The sequence below is a fragment of the Fibrobacter sp. UWR2 genome (genome assembly GCF_002210285.1).
Lineage (GTDB): Bacteria > Fibrobacterota > Fibrobacteria > Fibrobacterales > Fibrobacteraceae > Fibrobacter.
In genome coordinates this window covers 104,178-119,601 of sequence record NZ_MWQE01000009.1, presented here as the reverse complement: position 1 = coordinate 119,601, position 15,424 = coordinate 104,178, and the positions used below count along the sequence as shown (strand labels likewise).

Sequence of the window (15,424 nt, the reverse complement as noted above, 5' to 3'; positions counted from 1 at the left end):
AGCGATGAAGCAAGAACTCTTCAAATTGATTAGAAAGCACCGCTTTAATATTTCCATCTATACGTCGGAAATATTCGAAAGGCGCTGTCAGGAAGAAATTATCCGTAGTGACGAGGATAAAAGTTCCTTCGTCTACCTGGAATTCGACTTCGCAGCCATTCGGAAAATCCTCAAGACCGAGGAAGAAAGCACGCAGTTCTGGGACGTATTCCTCACCGCCTTGAATAAGAACAACCGTGGCAGCGACATTATCGGGTTCCTCGAGAACGAGGCCGGTCTCGGGATGCTTCTCCTCGATTCGAAAATCGAGGGCTGGATCCGCGTTAGGGGAAGAATCCTCCAGACTGCGGACAGCATGGGCTGCACCTCCATCGCAAGCGTGCTCTCCACCATAGTGAAACCCATCGTCTACCCCACCTGTATCTCGGATGCGCAGGACCTGAACGCCATCACAGCCATATCGCAGGAACTCGCAAACTCCGCCGACCCCGCGTAGGCACAATGAAGATCCTCGTCATCGGTTCCGTATACCCCAGATTCCACGAAGACGCCGAAGTCCCGTGGTTAAGGGCCTCCGTTGCACACCTGAAAAAGGCTGGTCTCGGCATCCAGGTGCTCGCCCCCGCATACAAGGGCCTGAAGACCCACGAGATTGACGGAGTGAAGGTAAACCGGTTCCGCTACGCGCCCGCAGGCTGGGAAATCCTCACGCACGAAGAAGGCGCACCCAGCAAGATGGCAAGCAAGCCCTGGCTACAGCTGCTCGCCATTCCCTATATCATCAGCGGGTTCTTCAAGTGCATCTCCATCTGTCGCAAGTTCAAGCCAGACGTGATACACGCCCACTGGCCGTTCCCACACGCCTACATCGCGCTCGGTGCCGCAAAACTTTTCCGCATTCCTCTGGTACTCAATTTCCACGGTGCAGAACTCCTGCTCATCCGCAAAAAGAAATGGGTTAAACCGCTCCTGAAGTTCGCCATCGGGCAGGCGCAGGCGGTATTCGCGAACTCGAGCTTTACTGCAAGCAAGATCAAGGCTCTCAGGAACGTGAACGTGGAATGGAGCCCTTACGGCACTACGCTTGAATCGAGCGCCGCATCGGAAGTCGAGGCCGTTCCACACCCGATAAATGGCAAGTTTAAAATCCTGTTCGTGGGCCGCCACATCGAGCGCAAGGGAATCTGCTACCTCATCGAGGCGGCGAAGTACCTACCCCGCGACAAGTTCGAAATCCGCATCGTCGGCGTGGGCGACCTTACAGAGAAACTGAAGGAACTGGCAGCGCATAACGCAGGCAATGCAGAAATCGTCTTCACCGGCAAGCTCTCGCCCGAAGATCTCGCGAAAGAGTACAGGACGGCGAACGTGTTCACGCTCCCCGCCATCATCGACAGCAAGGGCGATACCGAAGGACTCGGCGTCGTGCTTATCGAGGCTATGGAACTCGGGCTCCCCATAGTGGCCAGCAATGTGGGCGGAATTCCCGACGTAGTCGTGGACGGCGAAAGCGGAATCCTCGTGCCGGAAAAAGACCCGCAGGCCCTTGCCAATGCATTCAAGCGCCTAGAAAGCGAACCGGGCCTCGTAAAGCAGTTGCTCGAAGGCAGCCGCAAGCGCATCCGCGAATGCTTCACCTGGGACGGCATCATCAAGCGACAAATCGCCGAGTACAAAAAGGTTGTACGCAATTAGGTGCTTGCTTTTCCAGGGAGTTATACTAAATTTTTTGGTATAACTCAAATGGCAAGAAGGAGAAAAAATGATTTCAGCACTCCGAAAAATTTTTGACGGCACACTTGTCGCCGGAACAGTCATCGCCATCTCAATGGCTGGTGCAACACTTTCAGCCTGCAGCGGCGAAGACGGCGCAGATGGCATCAATGGCAAGGACGCACCCGAGGTAAATGTCGACTCTCTCGCCAACGTTCTGCGCGAAGAAATCACGGGTACCCTCTGGGACAGCCTCTACGCCGAACCCTATGTCGATACGGTTTACAACATCCTCTTCGACAACGCATTCGCCACAGCCTGGATGGATTCCGTGCGCGACGCACTGCTCGATAGCCTCAAGACAGCCGACTACGACTCGCTCTACGAAAAACTCTACGACAGTGTCTATGCCGACATCTACTCGCAGACAGCAATCCGCACTCTCGATGCCTTCATATGGACCGCAAAGGAAGACATCTACGGAGCCTTCGCGAATCTCTACCCAATCATGTACGAGAACTACACCAGCGAAGGGAAGTCGGCACCGCAGCCCCTTTCTGTCGTCGTGCGCAACGAATGCGAGCCGGGAAACCCCAAGGTCCCCTGCCGCTGGAAAAAGATTATGGTCAAGGCATGGATCGAGGGCTTCACCGACACGGCGACGGTAACCGGCAACGTCAACCCCGATACGACAGTCGTTCTCGCACCTTCGTTCAAGTTCGACAACGACGCGCTCCTCGAGCTGACCGCCCCCAAAAAGGCAAGCTACCAGGTCCGCGTATACGCCCTCGAGAACGACCACGAAATACAGTTCTTCGCATCGTCTGAACCGACCACCATACACCCCATGCAGATCAACGGCGCAGAACTCATCAACATCCCGAACAGGGACTGGTACGACGGCGTGTGGATTACCCCGAACATGGATTCCATCCCGGCAATCCTCGACGAGGTGGCAGCCCTCCTCCCGGATGAAACACTCAAGGTTTACCAGAAATATTCCGAAGACGAGACCATATCACAAAGTGCGCAGCGCGTCGTAAAAGCCGTCTTTGACGTGCTCCACAAGAGGGGCATCAAGTATATCGAAAACGACGGCGCAGGAAGCCGCGGGCAAAAAATCGACTACCCCATCACCGTGCTCCGCAGCAAGCAGGCGGTCTGCAACGAATTCTCGTTCCTGATGGCATCGGTCCTCGAGGCTATCGGATTCGAAGTCTATATCGTAAACATTCCAAGCCACATGTTTATCGGCTGGGCAAGCGAGAAGGGAACGAAGACCCTCGGGTTCATCGAGACGACAATGCTCGCGCACGAAAATGCGACATTTGCCGACGCCTACAATTCCGGCATCGACAAGTTTAACGCTGAACAGGAATCGGGCCGCTTCGAAAGCGGAGAGTCCAACATCGTATTCCTGCAGGATGTCCGCAAGTACGGAATCACCCCGAACGAAATCCCGTAACTAGAGATTGACTGCGATATAGATGCTGCCGGCACCAAAACGCCGGCTAAAGCTCTCGAAGCCGTCCCACAGGGCATCCCATGTAGCACCGAGCTCCAGCTGGATGGCGGAATTGCGGAAGAACACGACGCCCGCCTCCACTCCACCGGCAAGCCCAAGGCCAATATATTCGCCCACTTCGGCGTAATGGTTGTCAAACTGCGCGCCAACGCCGAATCCGGCCCCAAAGTAAGGAGAAACGGCACCCGACTGGATATAGTAGCGGCCACCAATCAGGAACACTCCGTGAATCTGCCATCCCTTGCCGAACACCATGTCCGCATTGGCCTGCATGGTGATTGCCGCAGACGTGGAAACCTCAAAGATATGCGCATAGTGTAGCATGAAGGATGTCGACCAGTCGCGATCTACGCTACGGTCGTCTTCATTATCGGGATCTGCCGTATAATCATAGTTGTGCCACAGGGCGATACCTAGGCCAAAACCGTTGTAGTTATGCGTGGGGCGCTTTTCCATCGTATTTTCGGCAGGCTTTTCCTCGACCTCGATGGTGACCTTCGAGGTATTCACTGGGAGCGGTTCAGACACGGCTGCTTCGGTAGGGGCAGCAGGTGCAGCAGCAGGGGCGGCAGCACCATCGACCAAGTCGGCATTGGTAGCAACGACACGTTCCGCAAGCGCGTTCACGGCAGCCTTTTCGATGGCGACATCGAGGTCCTCCAGGCTGACGGATTTCTGCTTGTTCGAATTGACGATTTTACCACCCTTGACCTGTTCGCAGATAATCAGGTAGTAACCGCCCATGGTTATGATGCTTGTTTGCAGTTGGATTTCCGAAGAGTCCTCGACGGGCGTATTGCCGGTCTGGCTCACCGCCGCGCGCAGCAGCGACTTGACAATCGTCGGGCCAACGGGCGCAAAATCGGCACCGGTCGGTTCGAGAATCTGGACGTCCGCGGCGAATGTGGCCACCGCAAGGGAGAAAAGGGCTGCTATAATCTTTTTCATATTCATAAAGATATAAAAAGGCACCGTAAGTAGGCGAAAAAGGCGCACAACTTTCTATTTTATGTGCACATCTATGAATAAAGCCGCCATTATCGTCGCTGTAAGCATGCTCCTGAGCCGCGTACTCGGGATTTTCCGCGAAATGCTCCTGGCCCATGCCGCCGGCGTGTCGCTCGAAAAGAACGCACTTGACCTCGCCTTCATGATTCCGGACATCCTGAACCATGTGGTGAGTACCGGGTTCCTCTCCATCATCTTCATACCGATTTTCACGGGTTACAAGGTGGCCGGCGACGAGAAGGGCGGCTGGAAGTTCTTCAGCAACGTGCTCAACACCTTCGGCATCGCGCTCTTGATTTTGGTAGTGCCCGCGTTCATCTGGATGAAGGAGCTTTTGCAGCTGTTGACGGTCGATGGCGCCACGCCGGAACTTATCGAGCGCGCCACATACTATGGCCGCATCATCTTGCCCGGCCAGGTATTCATCTTCGTGGGCAGCATCCTGGTGGCCGTGCAGCACACCCGCAAGCAGTTCCTGATTCCCTCGCTCACTGGCCTCATCTACAACGTGGCGATTGTCGCAGGCGGTGCGGCCGGGCTCGCGCTCGGTAAGTACACCGGCACGGACTACGGCCTGGAAGGTTTTGCCTGGGGCGTGCCGGTGGGCGCCTTCGTCGGCTTCTTCGCGCTCCAGATTCTCGGCGCCCGGCGTGGCGGCGTGCATTATGAGTTTATCGTACAGCCCAAGCATCCCGATATCGTGCGCTACTTCAAGATGATGCTCCCGATGTCTCTCGGCGTGGGCTCCATGTTCGGGCTCGAATTCATCATCAGGAGCTTTGGCGCAAACTTCGGCACGGGCGGCATTTCTAGCCTCAACTACGCCTACCGCGTAATGTACACGCTGGTGGCAGTCTTCGGGTTCTCCGTAAGCGTCACAAGTTACCCTGACATGGCACGCCTTGTAAAAGAAGGCGACTTCGGGCAACTCAACCGCAAAATCTGGAAGAGCCTCTCGCGCATGTTCTGCATATTGATTCCGGCAGTCGTCGCCGTGTGGGCACTCAGCTTCCCGGCGGTGCGCATTCTCTTTGAACGCGGAGCCTTCCAGCGCGAAACTACCGAAGCCATTTCTGAAATCCTCCGCTGGTACCTGCCCGTTAGCCTCGGGCTCTGCCTGCAGGCGGTTCTCGTGCGCAGCTTCTATGCCTGCGAGCGCATGTGGGTGCCGACCCTGCTCAACACCGGCATATTTGCGGCAACCATTCCGGCGTATATCCTGCTCGGCGCACCCGAGGTCGGTCTGGGTATCAAGAGCGTTCCCATCATCGGCGCCACGGGCGCCATACTCCAGGTCATCTCGATGATTTTCATGTGGGCCAAGAAGAACGGCACCGACGGCATGAAGGATGCCCTGCTGAACATGGGCCGCGCACTTGTCGCCTTCGGCATCATGATATTCGCCGCCATCGGGCTCGACCATATTTCCGGTGAGTTTGTACGTAACGCAAACTTTATCGTTCTCGTCGTATACGCCTGCGCCGCTGGCATCGCGCTCTTCACACTCACGCTGATTATCCAGCGCTACCTCGGCAGCAAAGATGCGAAGGATATTCTAAACGAACTGCTCGGCAAAATCCTCCGCAAGCTCCACCTCGCGAAGCGCTAAATTTGCCCCTTTTTCCCATATATGCCAATTTTGACCCAGAACGGCCACAATTTATATATGGTATATCTCATTTCTATATAAGTTGCTAAATTTCCACCCGTATGTTACGTTTTAAGTACCAGGCGTTCGAGGACACCACGTCCGAGAACGTCTTCAAGGCGAAAAAACAGGCAAACCCCATTACACTGGTGGTGCTCGGCTACCTGCTGATCATCACCCTGGGAGCCGTCCTGTTACGGTTGCCCGTATCGACACGCGAACCTATCGACTTCCTGCAGGCGCTGTTTACGGCGACATCCGCCGTCTGCGTCACAGGCCTTTCCGTTATCGACATCAGCACCACGTTCACCGGATTCGGCTACTGGGTGCTCGTCATCCTCATGCAGCTCGGCGGCCTCGGTATCATGACCGTATCTACGGTGCTTATCCTGCTTGCCGGCATGCACCCGGGATTCAACCACCAGTCCGTGCTGCTCTCGAACTTCACGCAGGAAGGTAACGTCGACGCGAAGCGCATCCTCATGGCAGTGCTCCCCTTCACGTTCATTCTTGAGGCCATCGGAGGCGTATTCTATTTCACGCAGTTCAGCGGCATGGAGACATACGACCGATTCTTCTGCTCTCTGTTCCAGGCGGTCAGTTCGTTCTGCAACGTCGGGTTCACGCTGTTCCCCGATTCACTCGTACAGTTCCAGCTGAACCCCGTCATGAACATCACGACCTGCATCCTCGCGCTGGCCGGCGGCTTCGGGTTCCTCGCCATCACCGAGCTGCAGTACGCCTTCGACTTCAAGCTCCGCAAGTTCCGCAAGATTTCGCTCCATACCCGCATCGCCACGTTCTGCACGTTCGTCATCATCGCGGCTAGCATCGCCGCCTTCATGATTACCGAATGGGGCAACACGCTCGATGGTTTGAGCCTCTTCGACAAGTTCCAGACGACGTTCTTCATGGCGTTCACGAGCCGTACCGCGGGCCTCAACACCGTCGATGTCCCGGCCCTGTGTGCCAGTTCCCTGTTCTTCTTCGCCATCATCATGTTCATCGGCGCGAACCCCGGAAGCTGTGGCGGCGGCATCAAGGTCACCACGGCGGCAGTCATCGGGCTACTCGGGTTCAACCGCCTGCTTGGCCGCGAAAAGACCCAGGTCATGGGCCGTACCATTCCCGAAACTACGGTGGATAAGGCCGTGCGAATCTTCGTGGTCGCCATCGTCGTGATCGCCCTCGCCACCATGACGCTCCTCATTACCGAGATTCCTGCAGGAGTCGGGTTCAACGAGAACGGAACTCCCTTCCTCAAGGTCCTATTCGAGGTCATCAGCGCCTATAGTACCTGCGGACTCTCCATGGGACTCACGGGCGAACTTTCCACCATCGGCAAGATCGTCATCTGCTGCGTGATGTTTATCGGCCGTATGGGGCCGTTGTTCCTCATTTCGGCAGTCGCAGGCCAAGTCAAGAACACCACCTGGTTCGCCGAAGAAGACATAATGGTAGGCTAATTACTACATTATAAAACATGGCATCAAAGCAATACATCATTATCGGTCTCGGCAACTCCGCTATCTTCCTCGCCCGTCACCTGACGAGCCTCGGGCACGACGTGCTCGTAGTGGACAACCATCCCGAGAAGGTGCAGGACATTTCCAGCACCGTATCGCAGGCCATGGTCGCCGACTCCACCCGCAAAAAGCAGCTCGCGAGCATCCCGCTCCAGAAGGCGGATTCCGTTATCGTCTGCATTGGCGAAAACCTGGAAGCAAGTCTCCTCACCGTGCTGAACCTCAAGGAACTCGGCGTCAAGCACATCATCGCGAAGTCCAGTAGCGCCGCCCACTCGAGCATCCTCGAGAAACTCGGCGTCTCGGACATTTTCCACCCGGAACGCGACAGCGCCATCGCGCTTGCCGAACGCCTGAACCGCCCGAACATGCTCGACTTCCTGCCGTTCATGGAAGGCTTCAGCATCGTGGAGGTCGTGTGCCCCGAAGAATTCATCGGTAAGACGCTTAAGGACCTGAACATCACCCACAAGTACGGAGTGCAGGTCATCGCCATCCGCGACCCGCAGGAACCGACCCCCAAGATCGGTAACCTCGCCGACATCGTGCTCCAGGAAGACGACGTACTCTTCCTCATCGGCCCGAACAACGCCCTCGACAAGTTCAAGAGCTAGTCGGCACCTCAGCCCTACAGACCTTAACCCAGCAGGTCAGGGCAACGTGCATGTTAGTTTATACGAAACAAGCCCTCGGTTATAACCGGGGGCTTTGCCTTTCATTAACTTGTTAAGTATCTTAGACTTAGGTGCGAGGTCCGACCTAGAATACCGGTTGAGTCGCAGCCTTTTCCTTGCCCTTTTTCTGGCCGGCAGCCTCTTTCATGAGCGTACGGTGTTCCACGTAGCCGAGCACGAAATACTTGCCGCCCTTCTTGATGACCGCGGTAAAGGCGTTCAGGAGCTTGACTCCGTACCATTCCTGGTAATTGTTGCGGCCCTCAACCAGATTCATCTCGTTGACCGTGGGGTCCTGGGAAGGCTTGCCGTACTTGAGCGTGAACTGCTCCGACATGTACTCGGCAGCCTCGATGGCCTTGAACTTGCGGGAATCCTCCACCTTGCCGGTACGGATCTCGAAGGCATAGAACTTGTCATTGGCGTTAAAAATGAACGAAACCTGCACCGGCAGTTCTCCGAACCTGAACATAGGGAGCACGACGCGTTCGCCCTTGCCCATCTGTCCGTAGGGTTCGTAACCCATCTTCATGACTTCTTCAATGACCGTTTCGCGGGAAGCGCCAAAGGGAATCCCCGCGAACTCCAATTCGTTATTGCGCTGAGCAAGCACTTCCATAGAAAGCGCAAGAACCAGCAACAGAACGATGTTTCCAAACTTAGACACTAGGGATCTCCTAAAACCTATGTAAAAGATAATAAACTTTTGGCATATAGTCATGCTTTTTCCGGCTTTTTAGGTTCTTTATCTATATTTTGTAGCATGTCTAGCACATTTGGCAAAATATTTTCCGTAACGACCTGGGGAGAATCCCACGGACCGGCCGTCGGCGCCGTCCTGGACGGTTGCCCCGCAGGCATACCCCTCACCGAAGACGATGTCCAGGTTATGCTGGATAGAAGGCGCCCCGGCCAGAACAAGACGACCACGGCCCGCGACGAAAAGGACAAGGTGAAGATCCTGAGCGGTGTATTCGAAGGCAAGACAACAGGCACGCCCATCTCGTTCGTCGTGTTCAACGAGGACCAGCATAGCGGCGATTACTCCGAAATTGCCAAGTGGTACCGCCCCGGCCATGCCGACCTGTGTTACGACCTGAAGTATGGGTTCCGCGACTACCGTGGCGGCGGAAGGAGTTCCGCACGCGAGACCATCGGGCGCGTTTGTGCCGGTGCTGTCGCGATGAAATTCCTGAAGCAGGTGGCCGGCACGGAATTTATCGCCTGGGTGGATTCCGTCGGCAAGGTGGACTGCCCGAAAATCGATGCGGGTACACTCACACACGAAGCAGTAGAGGCATCGATTGTCCGCTGCCCCGACGAAGCGGCAAGCGCCAAGATGGAAGCCGAGATTCTCGACGCGAAGAAGAACGGCGACAGTGTCGGCGGCACGGTCCGCCTCGTCGCTCACAATGTCCCCGTGGCACTCGGCGAACCGGTGTTCGACAGGCTCGATGCGCTGCTTGCGCAGGCGATGCTCAGCATACCGGCCTGCAAGGGTTTCGAAATCGGGAGCGGCTTTGCTGCGGCGAGAATGCGCGGCAGCGAACACAACGACGAAATTTATTTTGAAGATGGCAAGTTCCGCACCCGCACAAACAACGCGGGCGGAAGCGTCGGCGGCATCAGCAATGGCGCCGATATCGAATGCAGGCTTGCGTTCAAGCCAACGGCGACGATTTCGCAGTCGCAGAAGACAGCCAGCAAGAATGGCGAAAACGGCGAACTCGCCGCCAAGGGTCGCCACGACCCTTGCGTCGCCGTCCGCGCTCCCGTAATTGTCGAGAGTATGGCTGCGCTCGTGCTTGCAGACCTCTTCTTGCAACAGAAGCGCAACTGCCTTTAATCTGGGACTAGGGGGCGCATCCTATGCTACTCCGTTTCCTGCTCCTCGTCCTTGCCGGCATATACTACATCGTATTCAAGTTCCATCACCGCATTTGTCTGCGCGAAGGCCAGCCGCTTTCGCACGCGCAGCTTATCGTAGTCGGGAGCTACCTCGCAGGGGGCGCAGGCAAGACACCGTTTGTCGCATGGCTCGCGCAGTTTATCAGTTCGAATTCCAGGCAAGTTCCGCACATCGCCATCCTGTGCCATTGCAAGGCGCCGGACGAAGCAACAATGCTCCGGCAAAAGTTTGCGGGCGTGTCGCAGGTGCGCGTAATCGCGACCTCCAACCGTTACAAGACCGCGCACGAAATCGACCGCGATTACGACTACATCATCTGTGACGACGGATTCGAGGACACGCGACTCACGGGCGCCACGACCATCAGGCTCGACTGGGGCGAACCGCCCGCTGGTATAGCCGACCTGCTGCCCGCCGGCAAGTGCAGGAGCCTGCCCGCCGACCACGATGAACCCGCACTCGCCCTCAGATGCGGCGCGGACATCCGCTTCGAAATCGAGCGCATCGTAAACGGAAGTGGAGCCTCCTTCAATCCGGAACAGCACCCAGACGCGGCTATCGCCTGTGGCATCGGAGAGAGCAACCGCTTCGTGCGGGACCTCGAGGCCAACGGAATACATTCACAAGATATCATCCGTCGCCCCGACCACGACGGGAATTTTGAACAAACTATCAACAACCTTCTCGCCCGAGGGAAACCCGTCATCATCACAGAAAAGGATGCCGCGCGCCTCCACCGCGATATACGGAACAATCCCGACGTTTACGTGGCATACCAGCAGGTAATGGTTCCAGAAACCGCGAAGGCGACTATCGCCGGACTGCTCGGGCTCTAGTCCGAATATTATTTTTTTATTATTTGAAGGTATTCATTGCGAAAGAAGGACCAAAAATGACCTTAAAGCAGCGCATTACCAACCTGATGGACGAACTTGCAGTCGGTATTCCGGAACGCGAGTACTGCATCCAGCTCGCCTTCCTCACCATGATAATCGGTGAACCGTTCTACATCTATGGCCGCTCCGGCTCGGGTAAGGCCATTGTTCTCGACAGGCTCATCGCTGCATTCAAGAACGCGAAGGCACTCAAGGTCGGCCGTCGCCAGCAAGAAGTCCCCGCCAAACTCAGCGAGTATGACATTGTCGTTTTCCAGAGCTACGACCCGAGCAACGAGAACATGAAAAACTGGGTGCAGATTGCACTCCAGGACCGCGACGGCACTCCGCTCATTGTCTCTGGCGACATCCGCCCCGAAGTCGCCCTTACCCGCGGTGACATTATTGACAAACTTGCACTCACGGTTTGCCTGCCCGATAGCATTTCGCCGGCGGGCCTCTGCTCGCTACTCACCAATCCCGAAGATGTCACGGCGACAAACATCAACCCCGAACTCACCATCACAAAGGACGAGTTCAAAAAATGGGCACCCGAAATCCGCAAGGTGAACTTCTCACAAGATTCACTTTCCATGATAGGCAAGCTCGCCGACCTCTGCGACAAGAACAACATCTATGTTTCCATCAAAAAGTGGCTCGTACTGAGTCAACTCGCCAAGGCAGCCGCATTCTTCAACGGGCGCACCGAAACAAGCCTGATGGACACCTCGTTCCTTGGGACCGGCATCTGGGGCCGTACCATTACGAACAACATTCTCACCGACGGCTACAAGAAAATCGCCGTGGAAATCCTGCTCAAGGATATTCCCGAAACGCTCGAAAAGCGCTACGACGCCGACGACCTGCTACGCCGTATCAAGCGAATACTCTTCACAACTAACAACAGTTACGACACACGCGAGTATGCGGGCGAAACCTGCGTTTCGTACAAAATAAACATTGCCGGTGAATCCACCCCGATTTACGTACCGCTGCGCTATATCGAAACCGAAGAGGATTTCAACCCGTACAACGAACTGCGCCAGGTCGAAAAGCGTATCCGCTGCAACTTCCACAACACCACGAGCTGCAGCGTCGCCATCGATTCCTCTATCAAGGGCGTCGGGCTTCGCACGAACACCATCAGGGCGAACAGCCCCTCATTCAAGCCGGGCAAGTTCGAAGACTACGCGACACTCCCCACGTATATCCTCATCGAGAACGATCCGAACGTCATCGCCAAAAAGAAGGCCGAAGCCGAGCTCATCCGCAAAGAGATCAACGACACGATGGCCAAGGAATCGCAGAACCTGATGCAACTGCGCGACATTTACCGCGACCTGAAAAAGAACAGGTGCGAACTGTTCTGCAACCAGGTACTGTTCGACGAAATCCTAAATACCATCAAGGGAATCTTCGATACCACCGCGACGATTATCGGGAAAATCAAGGAAGCCGACGAAATGCTTTCGAGCAAGGGGCAGTAGGCCGCCCTCCGGGCAGGCTAGATAGCGTCGATACTATCAGGAATCTCGTTCCTGAGCACGAGCAGAATGGCGTTCTGCCCGACAATCACGTACTTCTCGCCGTTGATTTCTATCTCGGTGCCGCTCGCCTGCAGGTAGAGCGCCTCGTCGCCCTCGCGCACCTGCAAGGGCACGTAATTCACCTGGTCGTTGTTCTCGCCGGTAAAGATGGAATCCGGGTCACGCGCCACGGGTACAGGGTAACCCGGGCCCACGCGCATCACGAGGCCCGTATGCACCGCGTCGTGGTCCTTCACGCTCGGGGGCAGGTAGAGCCCGCTACCCGTGCGGTTCGACGCTTCGAGGGGTTTAATCAAGATACGGTCGCCAATTACAACAACATTTTTCAAAGAATCCATCATAGCCCATAAAATAGAATTTATATTGCTCGTGTGGTAATCGCGATTCTCATATCGTTCTGGCTCTGCATCCTCGCCTGCATCCTTGTCCTGTTCATCAGGACAAAGAAAGGTCGCCTGATGTTCAAGACGCTCTGGCGCAGCCCGAAGGTGAAGGTCGCGGCAATACTCCCGCCTGTCATGGTCGCAGCAATTGTAGCCGCATTCCTGTTCCAAACCGAATCCACCACCGAGCAACTCGATACCCGCGCGATATTCTACGACTACTCGCATACGCTTGTCGATGAACTTGCAAAGCAGAGCGTAATCACCATCGATTCGAACTGCGACCTCGCCGAGCCGCAACCGGAACTCGCATACATGCTACCCGCCATCTTGGGCGTATATTACGAGATTGTCAACAGGGCCACTACCGCAAGGCTCGTACAACTGAACGACACGCTCAAAGTATCGTTCGATGGTTACAAGCAGTTCAGGAACCGCACCATCAACATCATGAAGGGCGTACGCAAAAGGCTCGGCGGCAGGTACACCCTGAACATGACAAGCCGTGGCGAGAACCACGAGCTCGCCATCACGTACAAAGGAAACCCGTGGAGCAATGAGCAGCTATGCGCTCTGCCCGCCACTGAGGCAGGTATCCGCGAAAGCACGGATGCCGCTCTCCTCATGTCGATTACACGCCACATCTCGGATTTCGATTTCAACTACGAAGCCAGCAACCGCGAAAAGGGATTGCTCGCACTGGATTCGGGCGAAGGCCTCGAACAGATCTTCATCGGCGCGCAAAAACTCAAGGTCGCGCTCGACACCGCAAAGACAACCGAAGATGCGGTCGCCACGTTCTACCCCATTCACGACATGCAGACCATGCACAGCGAATGGCGCAAGAGCCCGCTCAAGAGCTCGTGGGTAGACGAGGTACTGAAAGACGTACAGTACTACAAGGCAAACGGCGTGAAATAAACGACAAAAGAGGGCGTAACCCTTGCAATAAAAAAAAAGCCGGAACATCCGTCCCGGCTTATACTTGTCATCCCCGCCCTCACCTCCGTGAGGACAGGCTCCGGCGGGGATCTTTTTTACACCTTGTCGAGGGCCTGCGTGAGGTCGGCAATGATGTCTTCGACGTTCTCGATACCCACGCTGAAGCGGATCAGGTCCGGAGCAACGCCGGCCTCGATGAGCTGTTCATCGCTGAGCTGGCGGTGCGTGTGGCTTGCCGGGTGCAGCACGCAGCTGCGGGCGTCGGCCACGTGGGTCACGATGCAGATCATCTTGAGGCTGTCCATGAACTGGATGCTCTTTTCGCGGCCACCCTTGATACCAAACGTCAAGACGCCGCACGGGAGCCCGCCCTTAAACTGCTTCTGGGCGAGGTCATAGTACTTGTTGCCCTCGAGGCCCGCATAGTCCACCCAGGCCACCTTCGGGTGGTTCTGCAGGAACTTCGCGCAGGCGAGAGCGTTTTCGCAATGACGCGGCATGCGGAGATGAAGCGTTTCGAGGCCAACGTTCAGGAGGAATGCGTTCTGCGGAGCCTGGATGCTGCCGAGGTCGCGCATGAGCTGTGCCGTAGCCTTCGTGATGAAGGCACCCTTGCCGAAAGCCTTCGTGTAGGCAAGGCCGTGGTAGCTCGGGTCCGGTTCGGTGAGGCCCTTGAACTTGTCGTGATGGGCTTCCCAGTCAAAGTTACCGCTATCCACAATGCAGCCACCCACGGCCATCGCGTGACCGTCCATGTACTTGGTGGTGGAATGCGTCACGATGTCTACGCCGAAATCAATCGGGCGGCAGAGAATCGGGGTCGGGAACGTGTTGTCCACAATCATCGGCACGCCGTGCTTGTGGGCGATGTCGGCGAAGCGCTTGAGGTCCAGAATCTTGCCGGCGGGGTTTGCCACCGTCTCGCCGAAGAGGCACTTGGTGTTCGGGCGGAAAGCCTTCTCGATTTCTTCATCGCTGGCGTCCTGGTCCACGAATGTGCATTCGATGCCGAGCTTCTTCATCGTCACGGAGAAGAGGTTGCTCGTGCCGCCGTAAATGGCGGAAGTGCTGATGAAGTGGTCGCCCGCTTCGCAGATGTTAAACACAGCGTAGAAGTTCGCAGCCTGACCGGAGCTCGTGAGCATCGCAGCCACACCACCTTCGAGAGCAGCAATCTTGTTGGCGACTGCGTCGTTGGTCGGGTTCTGCAGGCGCGTGTAGAAGTAGCCGCTTGCCTTCAAGTCGAAAAGGTCCGCCATGTCGTTGGTGGTTTCGTACTTGAAAGTGGTGCTCTGGTAGATGGGGAGAACGCGCGGTTCGCCGTTCTTCGGCTGCCAACCGCCCTGGATGCAAAGAGTTTCGATCTTGGACATTTTTGCCTCTTGTTTGTTATAGCCTTAAAATATAGATAGACGAAAGACGTGGTTCGACAAGCTCACCAACCTAGACGATAGATAATATCATCGTATGGTCTTCGAAAAAGGCCGCCTTAGCATATCTTTTCGGTAGGCAAATATAGAAAAAGACTATACCTTGTCAATGCGTTTATGCAAATATTCGCATAAATAACCTGCTATTTGCTTTTCAGCAGTTCGATTTGTATATTATTCTCTATACCAGAAACGGTGGTATTAGTTGATCGCATTCCGCGCAAGCGGGGCGGTCTTTTTTTGT

Annotated in this window: 14 protein-coding genes; 10 read left to right on the top strand and 4 right to left on the bottom strand. The window is 55.7% G+C overall.

Annotated elements, in window-relative coordinates; genetic code table 11:
- The first annotated feature begins 4 nt into the window (after positions 1 to 4).
- From B7994_RS11785 to B7994_RS11775, 3 genes are all read left to right on the top strand, one after another.
- A complete protein-coding gene (locus B7994_RS11785) occupies positions 5 to 496 on the top strand; it encodes a hypothetical protein (RefSeq protein ID WP_088638664.1) in 492 nt (163 codons plus the stop codon).
- Between the two features lie 5 nt (positions 497 to 501).
- Positions 502 to 1,695: a glycosyltransferase gene (locus B7994_RS11780; protein ID WP_088638663.1), complete on the top strand. Its 1,194-nt coding sequence runs from the start codon at positions 502 to 504 to the stop codon at positions 1,693 to 1,695.
- A 67-nt stretch (positions 1,696 to 1,762) separates the two neighbouring features.
- Positions 1,763 to 3,178, top strand: coding sequence for a hypothetical protein (locus B7994_RS11775; protein ID WP_088638662.1), 1,416 nt, complete (start codon positions 1,763 to 1,765; stop codon positions 3,176 to 3,178).
- Here B7994_RS11775 and B7994_RS11770 read toward each other — a convergent pair whose 3' ends face one another.
- On the bottom strand, positions 3,179 to 4,186 hold the full coding sequence (locus B7994_RS11770; protein WP_144063870.1) for a hypothetical protein: 1,008 nt from the start codon (positions 4,184 to 4,186) through the stop codon (positions 3,179 to 3,181).
- Positions 4,187 to 4,259: 73 nt separating this feature from the next.
- Between B7994_RS11770 and murJ the strand changes: the two genes are divergently transcribed.
- The 3 genes from murJ to B7994_RS11755 all read left to right on the top strand — a co-directional run bounded on the left by murJ (position 4,260) and on the right by B7994_RS11755 (position 8,034).
- Positions 4,260 to 5,855 (top strand): murein biosynthesis integral membrane protein MurJ, encoded by a 1,596-nt coding sequence (murJ, locus tag B7994_RS11765; RefSeq protein WP_158213143.1) that lies wholly within the window; start codon positions 4,260 to 4,262, stop codon positions 5,853 to 5,855.
- Between the two features lie 101 nt (positions 5,856 to 5,956).
- Entirely contained in the window at positions 5,957 to 7,360 is a 1,404-nt protein-coding gene (locus B7994_RS11760) for a TrkH family potassium uptake protein (RefSeq protein ID WP_088638659.1), read from the top strand.
- A 17-nt stretch (positions 7,361 to 7,377) separates the two neighbouring features.
- Positions 7,378 to 8,034, top strand: coding sequence for a TrkA family potassium uptake protein (locus tag B7994_RS11755; protein ID WP_088638658.1), 657 nt, complete (start codon positions 7,378 to 7,380; stop codon positions 8,032 to 8,034).
- 145 nt (positions 8,035 to 8,179) lie between these two features.
- Here the strand turns inward: B7994_RS11755 and B7994_RS11750 are convergent, their stop codons facing one another.
- The gene (locus B7994_RS11750) at positions 8,180 to 8,761 is read right to left on the bottom strand and encodes a hypothetical protein (RefSeq protein WP_088638657.1); all 582 of its coding nucleotides are present in this window, start codon (positions 8,759 to 8,761) and stop codon (positions 8,180 to 8,182) included.
- Between the two features lie 96 nt (positions 8,762 to 8,857).
- Between B7994_RS11750 and aroC the strand changes: the two genes are divergently transcribed.
- From aroC to B7994_RS11735, 3 genes are read left to right on the top strand one after another with little or no spacing between them, the layout of a single operon-like run.
- Positions 8,858 to 9,940: a chorismate synthase gene (aroC, locus tag B7994_RS11745; RefSeq protein WP_088638656.1), complete on the top strand. Its 1,083-nt coding sequence runs from the start codon at positions 8,858 to 8,860 to the stop codon at positions 9,938 to 9,940.
- Positions 9,941 to 9,963: 23 nt separating this feature from the next.
- Complete coding sequence (locus B7994_RS11740; RefSeq protein ID WP_088638655.1) at positions 9,964 to 10,839, top strand: tetraacyldisaccharide 4'-kinase; 876 nt, start codon at positions 9,964 to 9,966, stop codon at positions 10,837 to 10,839.
- Positions 10,840 to 10,895: 56 nt separating this feature from the next.
- Positions 10,896 to 12,365 (top strand): hypothetical protein, encoded by a 1,470-nt coding sequence (locus B7994_RS11735; protein WP_088638654.1) that lies wholly within the window; start codon positions 10,896 to 10,898, stop codon positions 12,363 to 12,365.
- A gap of 17 nt (positions 12,366 to 12,382) precedes the next feature.
- On the opposite strand, the gene B7994_RS11730 is transcribed toward B7994_RS11735, so the two are convergent.
- Positions 12,383 to 12,766, bottom strand: a complete 384-nt coding sequence (locus B7994_RS11730) for a co-chaperone GroES family protein (protein WP_088638653.1) — start codon at positions 12,764 to 12,766, stop codon at positions 12,383 to 12,385.
- 30 nt (positions 12,767 to 12,796) lie between these two features.
- Here B7994_RS11730 and B7994_RS11725 point away from each other — a divergent pair, with 30 nt between their 5' ends.
- Positions 12,797 to 13,729: a hypothetical protein gene (locus B7994_RS11725; RefSeq protein ID WP_088638652.1), complete on the top strand. Its 933-nt coding sequence runs from the start codon at positions 12,797 to 12,799 to the stop codon at positions 13,727 to 13,729.
- A 116-nt stretch (positions 13,730 to 13,845) separates the two neighbouring features.
- On the opposite strand, the gene B7994_RS11720 is transcribed toward B7994_RS11725, so the two are convergent.
- Positions 13,846 to 15,123, bottom strand: a complete 1,278-nt coding sequence (locus B7994_RS11720; RefSeq protein WP_088638651.1) for an O-acetylhomoserine aminocarboxypropyltransferase/cysteine synthase family protein — start codon at positions 15,121 to 15,123, stop codon at positions 13,846 to 13,848.
- Positions 15,124 to 15,424: the final 301 nt, after the last annotated feature.

Bases quoted from the DNA above. Each gene is read 5' to 3' on its own strand.
- B7994_RS11785 (WP_088638664.1), top strand. From the start codon at position 5: ATGAAGCAAGAACTCTTCAAATTGATTAGAAAGCACCGCTTTAATATT.
- B7994_RS11780 (WP_088638663.1), top strand. From the start codon at position 502: ATGAAGATCCTCGTCATCGGTTCCGTATACCCCAGATTCCACGAAGAC.
- B7994_RS11775 (WP_088638662.1), top strand. From the start codon at position 1,763: ATGATTTCAGCACTCCGAAAAATTTTTGACGGCACACTTGTCGCCGGA.
- B7994_RS11770 (WP_144063870.1), bottom strand. From the start codon at position 4,186: ATGAAAAAGATTATAGCAGCCCTTTTCTCCCTTGCGGTGGCCACATTC.
- murJ (WP_158213143.1), top strand. From the start codon at position 4,260: ATGAATAAAGCCGCCATTATCGTCGCTGTAAGCATGCTCCTGAGCCGC.
- B7994_RS11760 (WP_088638659.1), top strand. From the start codon at position 5,957: ATGTTACGTTTTAAGTACCAGGCGTTCGAGGACACCACGTCCGAGAAC.
- B7994_RS11755 (WP_088638658.1), top strand. From the start codon at position 7,378: ATGGCATCAAAGCAATACATCATTATCGGTCTCGGCAACTCCGCTATC.
- aroC (WP_088638656.1), top strand. From the start codon at position 8,858: ATGTCTAGCACATTTGGCAAAATATTTTCCGTAACGACCTGGGGAGAA.
- B7994_RS11740 (WP_088638655.1), top strand. From the start codon at position 9,964: ATGCTACTCCGTTTCCTGCTCCTCGTCCTTGCCGGCATATACTACATC.
- B7994_RS11735 (WP_088638654.1), top strand. From the start codon at position 10,896: ATGACCTTAAAGCAGCGCATTACCAACCTGATGGACGAACTTGCAGTC.
- B7994_RS11730 (WP_088638653.1), bottom strand. From the start codon at position 12,766: ATGATGGATTCTTTGAAAAATGTTGTTGTAATTGGCGACCGTATCTTG.
- B7994_RS11720 (WP_088638651.1), bottom strand. From the start codon at position 15,123: ATGTCCAAGATCGAAACTCTTTGCATCCAGGGCGGTTGGCAGCCGAAG.